The organism is uncultured Maribacter sp. (assembly GCF_963974015.1).
Classification (GTDB): Bacteria; Bacteroidota; Bacteroidia; order Flavobacteriales; family Flavobacteriaceae; genus Maribacter.
In genome coordinates, this window is the sequence record NZ_CAXBBZ010000001.1 from 696,444 (window position 1) to 714,962 (window position 18,519).

The window sequence follows — 18,519 nt, forward strand, 5'->3', positions numbered from 1 at the left end:
TTACGCTGATTTAGCTTTTGTAAAAATATTGGTCAATATAAACACTAACAAAGCCGGTAACACCCAACCTAAACTATATTGCTGAAGTGGTATCCATGAAAATGCATCTGTAGCAGGTGCAATTGCGCTAATACTTCCTAAGAAATCTGGAACACTAAATAAGATAGTCGCTATGGTAACAGTTTTAAAAACCAATGATGATGCATACTTTTCTGGTACTACATTTAGTAAAATTAAAATGATGGTTATAGGGTAGATGAACATTAATGATGGTAATGCTATTGCGATTATATATCCTACATTAAATTGGCCCATTAATACACCTAATACACTCCCTATAACAGCTGTTATGTTATATGCCGATTGAGAATCATTAAATCTAGACCTTACGAAATCGGCTGTTCCCGTAACTATACCCACTGCGGTGGTAAAACATGCAATACCTACTAATATGCTTAAAAATAAATTTCCAACATTACCTAGGCTATTAATGGCCAAACCAGACAGTAAAGTTGTTCTAGTGGTATCTGCATCAAATACAGAATGTGATAGCGCACCTGAAAGAATTAAACCCATATAAATTAAAAATAGGGCCAAACCTGCTAGCCATCCGGCGTTGCGTATCAGTGATTTTTTATCGGTATAGGAGGCAGTCTTATGTTTAATATTTATAGAGATAATAATCACTCCGCCTACCACTACTGCACCAATGGCATCAAATGTTTGGTAGCCTTCCAAAATACCATTGGTAAAAGGACTGGCAATTGTTGTAGTGCCGAATTCAAATGGGTAAGAGAAAATCGTTATTCCGATAACAAAAATCAGTATTAGGATAATTGCAGGCGTTAATATCTTACCTAGAATGTTCATTATTTTTGAACGATTCATGGCGAAGACAAATACTAGGCCGAAATATATGCTACTGGTAAACCAAGGAGATATATCCCAATAAGGTTGAACGGCCATTTCGTGGGTAACTGAAGCAGTTCTTGGACTTGGTAAGGCAATGGCAATGGCATAAATGAAAAAAGAATAAATCAAGCTAAAGGTGGGTGACACCTTTTTTCCAAAATCCATCAACGTACCTTGTAGTTTAGCATGTGCCAAAATACCAAGAATGGGAATCACCATTGCAGAAAGGCAAAAACCTATGGTTACTATTAGCCACTGATTTCCTGATTTAAAACCTAATAAAGGGGGTAGTATTAGATTGCCCGCTCCAAAGAAAAGGGAGAAAAGGGCAAAGGCTGTAACGAGAATTTCCTTCTTCTTAAACATGGTTACAAATTAAGCGAAAGATTATGAAATAACAGACATGCAGTTGTTTTTGATTTGGCAAGACACCAAAAAAAAGTAGATTGACAACAGGTTAGGCAACACTCACAACAATTAGTGGTGCAGTCGTTTAATATACAGTACTTTAACAAAAGGGAATTTAGCGTAAGCGAATTCTCTAGTTAGTTCAACTTAAATTATAAATCGCATTTTCTCGATCACCCAAATCGAAATTCTAGCAAAAAAACCTACAGCATGAAAAAAATATTCTGCAACATTTTCGGCCATCACTACTCCATTTCAAAAAAAGTGACCTCGCATATCAAAGAATACAAGTGTATTCACTGTCAAAAAGAAGTAACAACAGATGTTAGTGGAAATCTTTCTGTATTAACACCTGAATTACAGGATATCAACAGAACTTTAGAGCATATTTACCAAAGAAGACACACCGCTACACAGCAGCAGGTAGCTTAGTAAGTTTCTCTATTCAGTAAAAGAATTCCAACCCTGAGCGGTTAATGGAATCTTCGTATTATTCCTGGAAATCAAGAAAGCACCTTCTTCTTTACCCGTGGTATGCCCCACGACGGTTAAGTTAGGATTGCCCTTTATTTTCGGGAATTCTTTTTGGTCTATTGTAAACAATAGCTCATAATCTTCGCCTCCACTTAAGGCCACAAGGGTACTATCTACCTTGAACTCTTCACAGGCAGCAATTACAGTTGGATCTAAAGGAATTTTATCTTCATATACATCGAAGCCCAAACCACTGCTTTTACTTAAATGTAAAATTTCAGATGAAAGTCCGTCACTAATATCTATCATAGATGTTGGATGAACATCTAATTTTTTCAATAATTCAATAATATCTTTTCGAGCTTCTGGTTTTAACTGTCGCTCTACGATATAAGAATAGGGTTCTAAATCTGGCTGACTATTCGGGTTTACCTTAAAAACTTCTTTTTCGCGCTCCAAGACTTGAAGACCCATATAGGCAGCACCTATATCACCCGAAACAACCAAAAGGTCGTTAGGTTTGGCACCTGATCTATAAGCAATATCTTCTTCGTTGGCTTCACCTATTGAAGTTACACTAATCATTAACCCTGTTTTAGAAGATGTGGTGTCACCACCAACTAAATCAACATTATAGTTTTTGCATGCAGTAGCTACACCAGCATATAGTTCTTCTAATGCTTCTAAAGGAAATCTATTAGAAACCGCAATAGAAATGGTTACTTGAGTGGCGGTGGCGTTCATGGCATAAATATCTGAAAGATTTACCATTACTGCTTTGTAGCCTAAATGCTTTAATGGCATGTAGGCAAGGTCGAAATGCACACCCTCTATTAATAGATCCGTACTAATAACCGTTTTTTTGTCTTTAAAATCTAAAACGGCAGCATCATCACCAATACCTTTTAAAGTAGATTTTCGCTCAATTTTAAAGTCTTTGGTTAGGTGTTCTATAAGGCCAAATTCGCCTAATTTTTCTAAAGATGTCTTTTCTTGATTCTTGTCTTCTAGCATGCTGCAAAAATAAGAAGTAATACTAGACCAAGAACATAAAAAAGACCGAAGCTGAAAAGCTTCGGTCTTGATACTTAAATTTAGAATAAAATCTATCCTACTGAATAACCATCTCTATACGTACGCTTAACATATTTATTCGCTGGCTCGAAATTGGTAATTTTCATATTTGCCGCATCCCACTGTAAACGTTTTCTTCCGTAGTATTGTTTACCGCCGCCCCAAAAACTTTGGTTTTCTACAGTTGGGTCTACTTCGAAGTACGATTTCAATGCTAAGTTACCGATAAGAATACTCTCTGTAAACGGACCGGCATAATCGAATGAAGAACTGGTTTCAGCATTACCATAACCTGCCATACAAGCATTTACCCATTGTAAATAATGACCTTCTGGTATACGGGCAATAGTTTCTTCTACTTCGAATTGTTCGTTTAAGCTTAAAGGAAGCAGTCTAGGGTTTGCCCCATAACAATCAGCCATCAATTTACCTTTGGTGCCAATAAATAGTACACCACCATCCCAGTTTCCTAAAGCTTCATCATCGCCCAATTCCTCTGGTCTTTCAGGTAGTAAACCACCATCCATCCAAGTAACTTTTATTTTACCTTTTCCATCGGTTCTTGGGTAACTTAAATGTATTTTGCTAGAGTTCGGGAAACTTTTTGGGTAATCTTTATATTCAAAATTTCCACTAAAAGAATCTGAAACACTGCATTCTACCGTGTCTGGGTACAATATTGGTAATATTCTGTAAACTGGATCCATAATATGACAAGCCATATCGCCTAAAGCTCCGGTACCAAAATCTGACCAACCTCTCCAATCAAAAGGTAAATATGCATTATTGTAATCTCGTGCTGCTGCTGTACCTAACCAAAGGTCCCAATTCAAACCTTTTGGTATTCTGTCTTTTTTAGTAGGTGTTTGTAATGCCTGTGGCCAAATTGCTCTATTGGTCCAGCATTTTACAGTGTGTACATCTCCTATTATGCCCGTATCATATATTTCCTTCATTTTACGAACACCATCCCCAGATCCACCTTGATTACCCATTTGCGTAACAACCTTATATTTTTTCGCAGCTTCGGTAAGCATTCTTGCTTCCCAAATATCATGGGTCAATGGCTTCTGTACATATACATGTTTTCCCATTGCCATTGCCTGGTAAGCTGCAACAGCATGGTTATGGTCGGGAGTAGAAACAGAAACCGCATCTATATTGTTTCCTTCTTTTTCTAGCATTTCTCTAAAATCACTGAAATAACTAGCTTTCGGGAATGCTTCCCTAGAGGCAATTGCTTGTCTGTCGTCAACATCACAAAGTGAAACAATATTTACATTTGGACTCTCAGCAAAGGAGGCAATGTCGCTTTGACCTTTTCCGCCAACCCCAATACCCGCAATGTTTAGTTTATCGCTTGGAGCTATAAAACCAGTACCGCCCAAGACATGTCTTGGTACAATCATGAATCCGGCCGCCGCCATACCGGTATTTTTTATAAATTTTCGACGCGAGTTCTTTTTTAAATTCGTCTTTTTGTTTGACATAAAATGAAGTTGTTTTAGTTGTTTGATGATTTGGACTTCAAGATAATCCAATTAAGCCAATTACGTGAAGGTCATTGTAGTTTTCTGATTATTGAAACAATGCAATTAGTATCTTTAAGTGTTGAAATTAAAACAATTACATGAAAAAAGGGCTTTGGTTTATAATATTCATTATGATTTTCGGATGCTCTTCTGATGAGAATATGGAAGTTGAGGTTAACGAACTAATGGAAGAAGAAGTAGAAGAAACGCCAACTTCAGAAAATAATACCACCGCAATTGTGCCATGTGAAAATGGAATGGCGGGTATTTACCCTTGTAATGGATATGATTTAGTTGCCCATATTTCTCTAAGTGAAATGTCTGCTCAGGAAGGTAACGATATCTGGGGTTGGACGGATGCTGAAAGTGGCAAAGAATATGCTTTGATCGGGTTGGATAATGGAACCGCTTTTATAGATATATCAGATGCAGTAAAGCCTATTTTTTTAGGTAAGCTACCTACTGCCACAAGTTCGAGTCCATGGAGAGATGTAAAAATCTATGGAGACTTTGCGTATATCGTATCTGAGGCCAGTGATCATGGTGTTCAAGTTTTTGATTTAAAAAAATTGAGAAACGTAAGTAATATTCCTAAGGAATTTTCTGCTGATGGGCGTTATACAGATTTGGGTAATGCACATAATATTGTAATTAATGAAACATCTGGTTTTGCATATCCTGTTGGTACGAATAGAGATGACCAGTTTAATGGTGGTGTGCATTTTTTGAATCTTGAAAACCCTATAGTTCCTGCTTTAGCTGGTGGTTGGGGTTTAAATGGTTACACGCATGATGCACAGGTAATTACTTATAATGGACCCGATGCCAATTATTTAGGTTCAGAAATATTTGTAGGTGCAAATGAGAATCAAGTAGTGGTGGTAGATATTTCAGATAAGAACGCACCCGTAACTTTGGCGACATTGCCTTATCCAAATATCGGATACACCCATCAGGGTTGGTTTACAGAGAATCATCGCTATTTTATATTGGGGGACGAGTTAGATGAGGTGCGGCAAGGGTTTAAAACACGTACCCTAATTTTTGATATGGTTGATTTAGAGAATCCGGTATTACACTATACCTACTTAGGTCCAACAAACGCTATTGACCACAACGGTTATGTTTTAGGAGATGAATTTTTCTTGGCAAATTATACGGCAGGTGTCCGTGTTTTAGATATTACAGAAATTGAAAGTAAAACAATAGTTGAGAAGGCATTTTTTGATACCTATCCGTCTAATAATAATACACAATTTGCCGGAGTTTGGAGTGTTTACCCCTATTTTGAAAGCGGTTATATTATCATTAGTGACATTAATAGTGGATTTTTTATAATCCAAAAATCAAATTGAACATGAGAAAGGTGTTTTTACTAGTACTTGCTTTTAGTATCTTTTCTTGTGCAAAAGATGAAGCTGAAATTACATTTGAGTCATTGAATACTGAATTTAAGGGAGAACTCGATTTTATTAAGAATTTTGGAGGTAGTGGAAATGAAAGTGCTCAGGCGATTATAAAAACCCCTGACGGCGGTTTTGCAATTTTAGGATATACAGGAAGTACTAATGGTGATATCTCAACAAAAGCTGAAGAAGAAAATGATTATTGGTTATTAAAATTTGATGAAAATTCGAATTTGCAATGGAATAAGACCTATGGTGGAAGTAAAGATGATATTGGACAAAGTCTCGCACAAACTAGTGACGGAGGTTTTATTCTAACAGGCTATTCTATGAGTAGTGATGGCGATGCTTCGAATAACGAAGGTTTTCATGACAACTGGATTTTAAAATTAGATGCTCAAGGAAATTTGGAATGGGAAAGTAGTTACGGTTTTTCAGGTCACGATCATTCGTACGATATACTTGAAGCATCTCAAGGAGGATATTTTTTTACGGGGTTTTTAGATATAACTTCTGCTAGGGCGGATGGAAATACTGAAAAAGTCAACTCATTAACCAGTCATGGAGTAGGTGAGTTTTGGGGAACAAAAATAGATGAACGAGGTACCGTACAGTGGCGAGGTTATTTTGGGGGCACCAATAATGACCGCGCACACGGGGTCGTGCAAACAAGTGATGGCGGGTTTGTGATGGCGGGTTTTACGGAGAGTGACGATTTTGATATAAGCAATACCAATGGTAGCTACGATTTTTGGGTGATTAAAGTAGATTCTTTTGGCAATCTAATTTGGGAACGGTCATTTGGTGGTGAAGGTATCGAGGTTTCTTATGATATTGCTAAAACGGCAGATAATGGTTTTGTAGTAGTAGGTAATACTTTTAGTACCAATGGCGATATTTTATTAAACCACGGAGAATCTGATATGTGGATGATTAAACTTGATGAAGAGGGTAATTTAATTTGGGAACAAACGTATGGCGGTAGCCAGTTCGATTTGGCACAGGCTGTAGTACAAAGTAAAGATGGGGGTTTCTTACTAACGGGCAACACCAAAAGCGATGATAAAGACAGTTCATTGAATAAGGGCGAAAATGACATTTGGGTAGTTAAAACCAATGCTTTTGGAGAGCTAGTTTGGGAAAAATCTTTTGGAGGTTCTGGGCTGGATTTTGGTTTTGATCTTCTAGAAAATTCTGACGGGAGCATTCTTATTGTAGGCGAATCTTCAAGTACAGATTTTGGGTCCATATCTTCTAAAGGAAACGCAGACTTAATTCTACTTAAAATCAAATAGTATATTCCAGTCATTTATTATAAGATTCTTTAATAGTTATATACGTTATATTAATGTTAGGTTCTATGGAAAAAACCTACTTATAACCTATATTTGTAAACTATTTAGATTAAATCTAGTTAATATATGATTCAAGTATCAGAAACAGCTAAACAGAAAGTCATCAACCTTATGACAGAAGAAGGTTTTGATGCGACAACGGATTATGTTCGTGTGGGTGTGAAAAGTGGAGGATGTAGCGGTTTATCTTACGAGTTGAACTTTGATAACAAGAAGGATGATGCCGATAAGGTTTTCGAGGACAATAATGTTCGAATTATTGTAGACAAAAAGAGCTTTTTATATTTAGTAGGAACGGTCTTAGAATACTCTGGGGGCCTCAATGGTAAAGGTTTTGTTTTTAACAACCCTAATGCACAGCGAACTTGTGGTTGTGGCGAGAGTTTTTCATTATAAATCGATAATTGTTAGTTGAGTAAAATCAATTGACCAATTAAACTATATGGCATATACAGAAGAAGAATTAAAAAAAGAATTGGAAACCAAAGAGTATGAATATGGTTTCTATACAGATATTGAATCCGAAACGTTTCCTATTGGTTTAAGCGAAGAAATCGTTATTGCCATTTCCAAGAAAAAGGAAGAGCCAGAGTGGATGACACTATGGCGTCTTGAAGCTTTTAAGTATTGGAAAGAAATGGTTGAACCAGAGTGGGCCAATGTACATTATACAAAACCAGATTTTCAAGCTATTTCTTATTATTCAGCACCAAAAAAGGCAGATCCTAACAAAACAATGGATGATGTAGATCCTGAGTTGCTAGAGATGTATAAGAAATTGGGTATTTCTGTCGATGAGCAAAAGAAACTTCAGAATGTAGCTGTAGATATAGTTATGGACTCCGTTTCTGTTGCTACTACATTCAAAAAGACGTTGGCGGAAAAAGGAATCATTTTCTGTTCTATTTCAGAAGCTATAAAAGAGCATCCTGAATTGGTGAAGAAGTATATTGGTTCTGTAGTTCCCCAAAGAGATAATTTTTATGCTGCATTGAACTCCGCAGTTTTTTCAGATGGTAGTTTCTGTTATATTCCAAAGGGTGTACGTTGCCCAATGGAGCTTTCAACCTACTTTAGAATCAATCAGGCTGGTACAGGTCAGTTCGAGCGTACATTACTTATTGCTGATGAAGATAGTTATGTAAGTTATCTAGAGGGTTGTACAGCACCATCAAGAGATGAGAATCAATTGCATGCTGCGGTAGTAGAATTGATTGCTTTAGACGGTGCAGAAATTAAGTACTCAACAGTGCAAAACTGGTACCCTGGCGGTAAAGATGGTAAAGGTGGAGTATACAACTTTGTTACAAAAAGAGCTTTATGCGAAAAGAACGCTAAAGTATCTTGGACACAAGTTGAAACCGGTTCAGCTGTTACTTGGAAATATCCTTCTTGTATTTTAAAAGGGGATAATTCTATCGGGGAATTTTATTCAATTGCTGTAACCAATAATTACCAACAAGCAGATACGGGCACCAAAATGATTCATATTGGTAAGAATACAAGAAGCACCATTATATCTAAGGGTATTTCTGCCGGTAAATCTCAAAATAGCTACCGAGGTTTGGTGCAAGTAAATAGTAGAGCCGATAATGCGCGTAACTTCTCTCAATGTGATTCACTATTGATGGGTAACGAATGTGGGGCACATACTTTTCCGTACATCGAAGCGAAGAACAAATCTGCAATGATAGAGCATGAGGCTACAACAAGTAAAATTGGTGAAGATCAAATATTTTATTGCAATCAAAGGGGCATACCTACTGAAAAAGCTATTGCTCTAATCGTGAACGGATTTAGTAAAGAGGTTCTGAATAAATTACCAATGGAGTTTGCAGTAGAGGCTCAAAAATTATTGGAAATTAGTTTAGAGGGTTCTGTAGGATAAATTGAACAATGTCTTTAAAATAACGATGAAGAAGTTTTTAATCATATTAGTTATTATAGCGGCCTTTGGTTGTAAGGAAAATAAAAGTGAAACTAAAGATGCAAATACTGCTGAAGAGGTTGTTAAGCCAGAGGTGAAATTATACACCTTTAATGGGGGTACCGTACTAGTGAACAACTTGGAATTATTTTCCCAAGACACTACCTATCATGGTCAGACAAAAGAATTTGCGGATCCTTTTTATGTAATTAGTCATCCTAAAGGAAATTTAATGTGGGATGCAGGTTTGCCTGAAGGGTTGATTGCATTGGGAGAACCATATACGGATCCTAGCGGAGCATTTACAGTTTCAAGAAAAGACTCTGTTGTAAACCAGTTGAAAAGTATAGGTATGTCTCCATCCGACATAAAATATCTCGCTTTATCACATACTCATTTTGATCACAGTGGCCATGCCAATGTATTTAAAGAAGCAACATGGTTGGTTCAAAATACTGAGTTTTATTTTATAACTAGTGAAGAAACGCAAAAGAATAATGCTGACATTTATAATGCCATTAAAGAACTGGCCAATATTGAAAAACTGAATGGTGAATATGATGTATTTGGTGATGGCACAGTAGTAATAAAATCTATGCCGGGCCATACACCTGGCCATCAGGTTTTGTTATTAGATTTACCTGAAAACGGACCAGTATTATTAACAGGTGATCTGTATCACCTATATGAAAATAGAGAACACAGAGGGGTTCCTATTTTTAATTTTGATGTTGAGCAAACATTAAATAGCATGACAGAATTTGAGGCTTTGGCAAAAGAAGTTAATGCTAAAGTATTTATACAGCATTCAAAAGAAGATTTTAATAAAATGCCTAAGGCACCAGAATATTTAAAGTAGCATATTATGTTGAAAATCAAAAATTTACACGCTAGTGTAGACGGGAAAGAAATATTAAGAGGAATAAACCTAGAGGTAAAGGCAGGTGAAGTGCATGCGATTATGGGACCAAATGGTTCCGGTAAAAGTACATTGGCATCTGTAATTGCTGGTAAAGAGGAATTTGAAGTTACCGAAGGCTCAATTGATTTATATGGTGAGGATTTAGAGGATATTTCTCCAGAGGAACGAGCGCATAAGGGTGTTTTTCTTTCTTTTCAGTATCCTGTAGAAATACCAGGAGTTTCTGTAACCAACTTTATGAAAACTGCAATTAATGAGTCTCGCAAAGCAAAAGGTTTAGAAGATATGCCTGCAAAGGAAATGTTGAAGCTAATCCGTGAAAAAGCTGAGTTATTGGAAATTGATCGTAAGTTTTTATCAAGATCATTGAATGAAGGTTTTTCAGGTGGTGAGAAAAAGCGTAATGAAATCTTTCAAATGGCAATGTTAGAGCCTAAAGTGGCCATTTTAGATGAAACTGATTCTGGATTGGATATCGATGCATTACGTATCGTAGCTAATGGTGTAAATAAATTGAAGAGTAAAGACAACGCTGTAATCTTAATTACACACTACCAACGTTTGTTAGAATATATTGTACCTGATTTTGTGCATGTATTGCACAATGGTAAAATTGTTAAGTCTGGTGGTAAAGAATTAGCACTTGAGCTTGAGGAGAAAGGTTACGATTGGTTAAAACAAGAAGCAACAGTATAATTTGCAGTATGCAAGATCAGTGAGCAGAATCTTCTGCCAACTGTGACTGAGCACTGCCAACTGAAAAAGTATGGATTTAAAAGATAAATTAATTTCTTCCTTTATGGCGTTTGAGAACAACGTGGATGTCGAACATCCGATACATGATGTACGTACGGCCGCCATTAAAAATTTTGAAGAAAAAGGATTTCCTTCTAAAAAGGAAGAAGCTTGGAAGTATACGTCGCTAAATAGTTTACAGAAAATTGATTTCAGTATTTTTCCTAAACAAGAAAATACAATAGAATACAAAGATGTTAAGCGTTATTTTCTACATGAAATCGATTCTTATAAAATTGTTTTTATAGATGGTATATATAGCTCATACCTTTCAGAAACTACACATGATGGCGTAGATATCTGTTTAATGAGTTCGGCATTAACAAAGCCAATGTATAAGCAGATTATAGATGTTTATTTTAATAAAATAGCATCAAAAGATGAGTCTTTGACTTCTCTAAATACGGCATTTAGTCGTGAAGGGGCATATATTTATATCCCAAAAAATAAGATGCCTAAAAAACCGATAGAGATTTTACATTTCTCTACAGGTAATGAAGCTTCTTTAATGTTACAGCCAAGAAACTTGGTCGTGGTAGAGGAAAATGCTGAAGTTCAGATTATAGAACGTCACCAGAGTTTAACGAAAAATGAAGTGCTTACAAATGCTGTTACTGAAATATACGCAGCAAAAAGTGCTATCGTAGATTTTTATAAAATACAGAATGATGCAGCAACTGCATCTTTAATCGATAATACATATATTGATCAGAAAGATAAAAGTGTTGTTAAGGTTCACACCTTTTCATTTGGAGGAAAATTAACACGTAACAATCTTAATTTTTATCAAAATGGGGAGTATATCGACTCTACCATGAAAGGTGTAACGATACTAGGTGAGAAACAACACGTGGATCATCATACTTTGGTACATCATATTGAACCGAATTGCGAAAGTCACCAAGACTACAAAGGTATTTATGGTGATAGTTCAACGGGAGTTTTTAATGGTAAAATTATCGTTGATAAGATTGCCCAAAAAACAAACGCATTTCAACAAAATAACAATATACTAATTAGCGATAAGGCTAGCATCAATACAAAACCTCAGTTAGAGATTTTTGCTGATGATGTGAAATGTTCGCATGGTTGTACAATTGGTCAGTTAGATGAAGAAGCAATGTTCTATTTGAGGTCAAGAGGTATTCCTGAAAAGGAAGCTAGAGCTTTATTAATGTATGCTTTTGCAAACAATGTGCTTTCTTCTGTACGTATCCCTGAATTAAAAGCTAGAATTAATAAATTGATCGCTAAAAAACTTGGGGTGAACCTTGGTTTTGATTTGTAAAGTTCTATGATAATATTTTCATATATAAAAGGATAGTTAATTTTTTAACTATCCTTTTTATTTAATACCGCATTAGAACGAAATAAAGTACCAATAATATATATGTTTTCATTATCTGGTATCTTTGTATATAAGAAGATTGACTATGTTAGATATTAAAAAAATTAGAGCAGATTTTCCAATTCTTAAGCGTGAAGTTAACGGAAAACCATTGGTTTATTTAGATAATGCGGCTACCTCTCAAACACCGCAGCAAGTGATTGATGCTATTGTAGATTATTATCAAAATTACAATGCAAATATTCACCGTGGAGTACATACACTTTCTCAAGAAGCGACTGATAAATACGAACAAGCAAGAATAAAAATCCAAACGCATTTTAATGCTGCCAAGTCGTACGAAATCATTTTTACGTCTGGTACTACACATAGTATAAATCTTGTAGCTAACGGTTTTTCTTCTTTGATTAAAAAAGGAGATGAAATATTGGTCTCTGCAATGGAACATCATTCAAATATTGTGCCTTGGCAAATGCTTTGTGAACGCACAGGTGCTATATTAAAGGTAATTCCTATGAACCTAGAAGGTGAATTACGAATGGATGTTTATGATGAATTACTTAGAGATAAGACCAAATTGGTTTTTTGTAATCATATCTCAAATGCCTTAGGGACAATTAATCCCATTGAAGAAATAATTGAGAAAGCGCACAAAGTAGGTGCGGCCGTTTTAATTGATGGTGCACAGGCTGCTCCACATTTAGTGGCAGATGTTCAGGAACTCGATGTTGATTTTTATACATGTTCGGCACATAAAATTTGCGGACCGACAGGTGTTGGTATGTTGTATGGAAAGGAAGAATGGTTGAATAAATTACCACCTTATCAAGGTGGGGGCGAGATGATCGCTGAGGTTACTTTCGAAAAAACTACTTATGCAGGTCTTCCACATAAATTTGAAGCAGGTACGCCTAATATATGCGGCGGTATTGCTTTTGGTGCAGCTTTAGATTATATGAATGCCATAGGTTTCGAAGAAATTGCCAAGTATGAACTTGAGCTGTTGGAATATGCGACTCAGGAGTTATTGAAAATTAATGGGCTCAAAATTTATGGTACCGCAAAGAACAAAACCTCTGTTATTTCATTTAATATAGAAGGAATACACCCTTATGATATAGGTAGTATTTTAGATAAGCTGGGTATTGCAGTGCGTACTGGACACCATTGTGCACAGCCTATTATGGATTTCTATAAAATACCTGGTACAGTAAGGGCAAGCTTTGCTTTTTATAATACACGCGAAGAAGTAGATGTACTTATCGCTGGGGTGTTAAAAGCTAAAAGCATGTTGTTGTAAAACAACTATTTATCGTTTCTGTTAACTTTTGAAATCCATCAATTGTTATCGTATTTTTGCATAAAATAAAGCAATGGAAATTAAAGAGATACAAGAGGAAATTATCGACGAGTTTTCTATGTTCGATGATTGGATGCAGCGTTACGAATATATGATTGAGCTCGGTAAGTCACTTCCTTTAATTAATGAGGCATACAAGACCGAGGATAATATTATAAAAGGTTGTCAAAGTAAGGTTTGGGTACACGCAGAATTAGAAAATAATAAATTGGTTTTTACTGCAGATAGCGATGCAATTATTACAAAAGGCATTATTGCCATTTTAATACGTGTGTTTAGCAATCAAAAACCACAAGATATATTAGATGCCGATACTCAGTTTATAGATGAAATTGGGTTGAAAGAACATCTCTCGCCAACAAGAGCGAATGGTTTGGTTAGCATGATCAAACAATTAAAATTATACGCAGTAGCGTATCAAACACAAATTGAAGATTAGAACGTTATGAGTAAAGAAAATATAGCAGAGGATAGTGCAGATTTGGGAGAAAAAATAGTTCGTATTTTAAAAACAATATATGATCCAGAAATACCAGTCGATATCTATGAATTAGGATTGATATATGATGTTTTGGTCAATGAGGATAACGAGGTTAAGATACTAATGACTTTAACATCGCCTAATTGCCCTGTTGCAGAATCTTTACCTGCAGAGGTTGAAGAAAAGGTTAAATCTCTTGATTCAATTAAAGATGCGGAGGTTGAAATTACTTTTGATCCACCTTGGACTCAAGACTTAATGAGCGAGGAAGCAAAACTAGAATTAGGACTTCTTTAATTAAATGTCGATTTCTGTCTAGATTTTAATTCTATTTTTATGCAAGACGAAATTATTAATAGAGTTGCCCAAAGTAAACTAATCACCTTTAACCTTGAGGATTATTATCCAAAAGGGGATAGGATGGTATTAGATATTAAGGATTGGCTTTTTGAGGGGTTTATTCTAAAAGAAAAAGATTTTAGAGCTTCTGTAGAAGCACATGACTGGTCTCAATATGAAGGTGCATATGTAGCTATGCAATGTTCTACAGATGCGATCATCCCAGGGTGGGCTTACCTATTAATTAGTATTAAACTTAGTGCTTTTTCGAAAAAGGCGATACAAGGTACTTTGGTCGATTTAGAAACGAGTATTTATCAATCTATCATTGAAAAATTAGATATTTCAGAGTTTCAAGATAAGGTGATTATCATTAAAGGATGTAGTAAAAAGCCCGTTCCAGAAAATGCATATTTATTTATTGCAGAGCGGTTAAGGCCTGTTGCTAAGTCTATTATGTATGGGGAAGCTTGTTCTTCAGTACCCTTATACAAAAGAAAATAACAATTTCCTGCTCAGGGAATTTGTTAACTATTCTTACATTTGCGACACTATAAACTATAAACATTTTATTATGAAGAAAATTATTTTAACCATAGCAGTTGCATTTGTTGCAACTATGGGCTTTTCTCAAACAGAGGAAGAGCTTAAAGGGCAATTAGGTGCTGCAAAAGATTCGATAGCTGTTATTCAAGGTAGAGCTGACGCTATACAAGGCCAAATCGATAAATTACCCGGTTGGAAAAAAGGTGCTTTTGGTACAATTGGTGCCAATATCAGCAGCTTTAATAATTGGTATGCGCAAGCTTCACCAAATAATTCGAGCGGTAATATTGGTGTAACAGTTAATGCATTCGCTAATCTTAACCAAGATAAATTTTTCTGGAGAAACTCAGGAAATATAAACCTAGGATGGGTAAAGTTTGACGATAAAGATAATCCTGCTGATGATGATAGCTTTAAACAAGCAGCAGATGTTTTTACCATTTCATCTTTATATGGTCGTAAATTGAGCGAAAAATTTGCCATATCAGGTTTAGGCGAATACCGTACTACTATCCTTGACAATTTCAATGATCCAGGATATTTAGATTTAGGGGTTGGTGCAACTTGGACACCGATTACTGATCTTGTAGTAGTTATACACCCACTTAACTACAACTTTGTATTTAGTAGTGAGGATACTATTTTTGAATCTTCTTTAGGGGCTAAAATTGTTGCTGATTACACAAGAAAAATTGGAGCGATAAACTTTAAGACCAATTTTTCTACATTTCAAAGTTATAAAAGTGGAGATTTATCGAACTTTACTTGGATCAATAGTTTGGGATATACGTTGTGGAATGGTATAGGTCTTGGTTTTGAATTTGGTTTACGTAACAGTAAACAAGAAGCTTTGAACTATGCGGCGATAACAGGACCAGCTCCAGACCCTACAATTACTTTCGATAATGTAGATAACAATTTACAGACTTACCTATTATTTGGTTTAAACTATTCATTCTAAATTCTACTATAAAATTTAGTTTTAAAAATAAAAAAGCCCTCTATTTAGAGGGCTTTTTTCGGTTAAGTAATTATCGTAAAATTTGGGATTCTACTTTTAGTCTTAATAAGTCAAATATTGATTTGGGGTCAACACTAACACTTAAGCACATGGTAAAATTAACCCAATACCTTTGCTGATGATAATTTATGTTGTGAACATAACTTAAAATGTGGTGAGATTTATTAATGGTTTAATTTCATCGATGAACTACACATTTTACATTGTAATTGGCAATCAATACTCGTCTAAATGTTCAGGATATAGAAAGTTATTATACGGAAAACGGGTTATATGTATATCTCTTACTTCGTCATAAACTCGTTTTCTAAACTCATCTAGATTTTCTTTATTCAACGCAGAAATAAAAAGTGCTCTGTCTCCCACCTTTTCCATCCAGGTATTTTTCCAGTCTGTAATGGTAAAATGTCTTCCGGTGCGTTCAGTAATTAAATCGTCTTCATCAATTGTTTCATGTTCGTATTGATCTATCTTATTGAATACCATGATGACTTTTTTGTCTGAGCTTTTTATTTCGGACAAAATCTTGTTTACAGATTCGATATGCTCCTCGAATTGAGGGTGCGAAATATCTACAACATGCAATAGTAGGTCCGCTTCACGCACTTCATCTAAAGTGCTTTTAAAGCTTTCTACCAGTTGGGTAGGTAACTTTCTAATAAAACCTACAGTATCACTTAACAGAAAAGGCAAATTACCGATAACCACTTTTCGCACTGTAGTATCTAAGGTTGCAAAGAGTTTATTTTCTGCGAATACGTCACTTTTGCTAATTACATTCATTAAGGTAGACTTACCAACATTGGTATACCCTACTAGTGCCACCCTTACCAAAGCTCCTCGGTTACCTCTTTGGGTTTCCATCTGGCGGTCTATCTTGGTCAATTTTTTTTTAAGCAATGTGATGCGATCACGAACGATACGTCTATCCGTTTCAATTTCCGTTTCACCAGGCCCACGCATACCAATACCACCTTTTTGGCGCTCTAAGTGTGTCCAAAGTCCGGTAAGTCTAGGTAGTAGATATTCATATTGTGCAAGTTCTACCTGAGTACGAGCATAGCTAGTTTGTGCGCGTTGCGCAAAAATGTCCAGAATTAAACTGGTTCTATCAATTATCTTGCAGCGCAGTTGCTTTTCTATGTTACGTTGTTGGCCAGGGGTAAGTTCATCATCAAAAATAACCGAACCGATTTCGTGCTCTTCAACATATTTTTCGATTTCCTCCATTTTCCCTGTTCCAATCATGGTTTTAGGGTTAGGGATGTCCATTCGTTGTGTAAAACGTTTATAAACCTCTCCACCGGCAGTGTAGGTCAAAAACTCTAGCTCATCTAGATATTCCTTAACCTTTTCCTCATTTTGGTCTTTATTGATTATACCAATAAGAACCGCTTTTTCATAATCTATACTCTTCTTTTCTATCATAATTCCGTAAAGTGCAAAATTAAGCAATTAGCCATAAGCTATTTCGTATTTTTATTCACCCAATAAAAAGCTTTATGCGTATACCATTTTTTAAAAAAAAGGCTAAGAAACAACGATATACTATTGCATTCTACAATTTAGAGAATCTATTTGATCCAGAACAAAATAAAAATACCTTAGATAGAGATTATACCCCCACCGGAATAAAAAAGTGGACTGTAGAACGATATCGACATAAGCTGGCCAAACTATCAAAAACCATCATTAGAATTGGAGAAGAAAAACATCCATATCCACCGGTATTAATTGGTGTTGCCGAAGCGGAAAATAATAGTGTTCTTCAGGCACTTGTAGATACAGACCCGATGGAGGATTTAGATTACGGATTTATACATTTCGATTCGCCAGATGAACGTGGTATTGATACTGGACTTATTTATCGAAAAAAGTTTTTTAAAGTTCTACATGCCGAACCTTTAGCCCTAATGGTCAATAACGCTGGTGGTATTAGAGATACTACTAGAGATATACTTTATGTAAAGGGTGAATTAAATAAAGAATTAGTACACATCTTTGTAAACCATTGGCCATCTAGGCGAGATGGTGATGTTGAAACTGAATACAAAAGAGTAATTGCTGCTGAAGAAATTATTCAAAATATTAAAAGTATTAAGTTGCAAGAGCTAGAGCCTAACATTATTGTAATGGGAGATTTTAATGACGACCCATCCTCAAAGAGTATTCAAGTGCTGAAGGAAGGTACAAGTTTGTTTAATGCTATGGAGACTTTACACATTCCTGACAGTAGAGGGACTTCTGTCTATGGCGGGAAGTGGAATATGTTCGACCAAGTCTTGATTTCAAATTCATTCTTCAACTTTGAAAAGAACACGCATAGTTTTGATACTGCCGGTATCTTTGATCATAAATCTTTGAAGGAAAAGAAAGGCAAATATAAAGGTACTCCTTATAGAACTTTCGTGTCACATAGATATATGGGTGGATATAGTGACCATTTTCCGGTATATACTGTATTTACCTTCAATTCATAACATATTTAAAAAGAAAGAAAAAACCTACACAACATAAATTGATGTTTTCACAACAGGTTCACCGTAATGTATAGGTAATTCATCGAATAAAAGTGTTCACTCATCGAACACAGTTTCTGGTTTATATATTTGTAGTCCA

General features: G+C 35.6%; 18 protein-coding genes. 14 read left to right on the forward strand and 4 right to left on the reverse strand.

Annotated elements, in window-relative coordinates; translation table 11 throughout:
* Nucleotides 1-1,278 carry a branched-chain amino acid transport system II carrier protein gene (locus tag AACZ41_RS03005; protein WP_339626364.1) on the reverse strand — a complete coding sequence of 426 codons (1,278 nt, stop codon included), beginning with the start codon at nt 1,276-1,278 and terminating at the stop codon, nt 1-3.
* Between the two features lie 306 nt (nt 1,279-1,584).
* Between AACZ41_RS03005 and AACZ41_RS03010 the strand changes: the two genes are divergently transcribed.
* Complete coding sequence (locus AACZ41_RS03010; protein WP_339626367.1) at nt 1,585-1,752, forward strand: hypothetical protein; 168 nt, start codon at nt 1,585-1,587, stop codon at nt 1,750-1,752.
* Between the two features lie 9 nt (nt 1,753-1,761).
* Here AACZ41_RS03010 and thiL read toward each other — a convergent pair whose 3' ends face one another.
* Together thiL and AACZ41_RS03020 are read right to left on the reverse strand one after the other, a co-directional pair.
* Nucleotides 1,762-2,808 (reverse strand): thiamine-phosphate kinase, encoded by a 1,047-nt coding sequence (gene thiL / locus AACZ41_RS03015; protein ID WP_339626369.1) that lies wholly within the window; start codon nt 2,806-2,808, stop codon nt 1,762-1,764.
* 92 nt (nt 2,809-2,900) lie between these two features.
* On the reverse strand, nt 2,901-4,358 hold the full coding sequence (locus tag AACZ41_RS03020; RefSeq protein WP_339626371.1) for a Gfo/Idh/MocA family oxidoreductase: 1,458 nt from the start codon (nt 4,356-4,358) through the stop codon (nt 2,901-2,903).
* Nucleotides 4,359-4,498: 140 nt separating this feature from the next.
* Here AACZ41_RS03020 and AACZ41_RS03025 point away from each other — a divergent pair, with 140 nt between their 5' ends.
* From AACZ41_RS03025 to AACZ41_RS03080, 12 genes are all read left to right on the forward strand, one after another.
* Entirely contained in the window at nt 4,499-5,755 is a 1,257-nt protein-coding gene (locus AACZ41_RS03025; RefSeq protein WP_339626373.1) for a choice-of-anchor B family protein, read from the forward strand.
* 2 nt (nt 5,756-5,757) lie between these two features.
* Complete coding sequence (locus AACZ41_RS03030; protein WP_339626375.1) at nt 5,758-7,101, forward strand: hypothetical protein; 1,344 nt, start codon at nt 5,758-5,760, stop codon at nt 7,099-7,101.
* A 126-nt stretch (nt 7,102-7,227) separates the two neighbouring features.
* Nucleotides 7,228-7,557, forward strand: coding sequence for an iron-sulfur cluster assembly accessory protein (locus tag AACZ41_RS03035; protein ID WP_068480363.1), 330 nt, complete (start codon nt 7,228-7,230; stop codon nt 7,555-7,557).
* Between the two features lie 46 nt (nt 7,558-7,603).
* A complete protein-coding gene (gene sufB, locus AACZ41_RS03040; protein ID WP_339626380.1) occupies nt 7,604-9,049 on the forward strand; it encodes a Fe-S cluster assembly protein SufB in 1,446 nt (481 codons plus the stop codon).
* A gap of 25 nt (nt 9,050-9,074) precedes the next feature.
* The gene (locus tag AACZ41_RS03045) at nt 9,075-9,947 is read left to right on the forward strand and encodes an N-acyl homoserine lactonase family protein (RefSeq protein ID WP_339626382.1); all 873 of its coding nucleotides are present in this window, start codon (nt 9,075-9,077) and stop codon (nt 9,945-9,947) included.
* A gap of 6 nt (nt 9,948-9,953) precedes the next feature.
* Nucleotides 9,954-10,706 carry a Fe-S cluster assembly ATPase SufC gene (gene sufC, locus AACZ41_RS03050; protein WP_339626384.1) on the forward strand — a complete coding sequence of 251 codons (753 nt, stop codon included), beginning with the start codon at nt 9,954-9,956 and terminating at the stop codon, nt 10,704-10,706.
* A gap of 70 nt (nt 10,707-10,776) precedes the next feature.
* Nucleotides 10,777-12,093: a Fe-S cluster assembly protein SufD gene (gene sufD, locus AACZ41_RS03055; RefSeq protein WP_339626386.1), complete on the forward strand. Its 1,317-nt coding sequence runs from the start codon at nt 10,777-10,779 to the stop codon at nt 12,091-12,093.
* Nucleotides 12,094-12,238: 145 nt separating this feature from the next.
* The gene (locus tag AACZ41_RS03060; protein ID WP_339626389.1) at nt 12,239-13,453 is read left to right on the forward strand and encodes a cysteine desulfurase; all 1,215 of its coding nucleotides are present in this window, start codon (nt 12,239-12,241) and stop codon (nt 13,451-13,453) included.
* Between the two features lie 73 nt (nt 13,454-13,526).
* Nucleotides 13,527-13,952, forward strand: coding sequence for a SufE family protein (locus AACZ41_RS03065; RefSeq protein WP_339626391.1), 426 nt, complete (start codon nt 13,527-13,529; stop codon nt 13,950-13,952).
* Nucleotides 13,953-13,958: 6 nt separating this feature from the next.
* A complete protein-coding gene (locus AACZ41_RS03070) occupies nt 13,959-14,291 on the forward strand; it encodes an SUF system Fe-S cluster assembly protein (protein ID WP_339626393.1) in 333 nt (110 codons plus the stop codon).
* 39 nt (nt 14,292-14,330) lie between these two features.
* Nucleotides 14,331-14,837, forward strand: a complete 507-nt coding sequence (locus AACZ41_RS03075) for a DUF2480 family protein (protein ID WP_339626395.1) — start codon at nt 14,331-14,333, stop codon at nt 14,835-14,837.
* Nucleotides 14,838-14,907: 70 nt separating this feature from the next.
* The gene (locus tag AACZ41_RS03080; RefSeq protein WP_339626397.1) at nt 14,908-15,840 is read left to right on the forward strand and encodes a DUF3078 domain-containing protein; all 933 of its coding nucleotides are present in this window, start codon (nt 14,908-14,910) and stop codon (nt 15,838-15,840) included.
* Nucleotides 15,841-16,116: 276 nt separating this feature from the next.
* Here AACZ41_RS03080 and hflX read toward each other — a convergent pair whose 3' ends face one another.
* Nucleotides 16,117-17,328: a GTPase HflX gene (hflX, locus tag AACZ41_RS03085; protein ID WP_339626399.1), complete on the reverse strand. Its 1,212-nt coding sequence runs from the start codon at nt 17,326-17,328 to the stop codon at nt 16,117-16,119.
* A gap of 74 nt (nt 17,329-17,402) precedes the next feature.
* On the opposite strand from hflX, the gene AACZ41_RS03090 reads away from it, so the two are divergent.
* On the forward strand, nt 17,403-18,380 hold the full coding sequence (locus AACZ41_RS03090) for an endonuclease (RefSeq protein WP_339626401.1): 978 nt from the start codon (nt 17,403-17,405) through the stop codon (nt 18,378-18,380).
* The last annotated feature ends 139 nt before the right edge of the window (nt 18,381-18,519 follow it).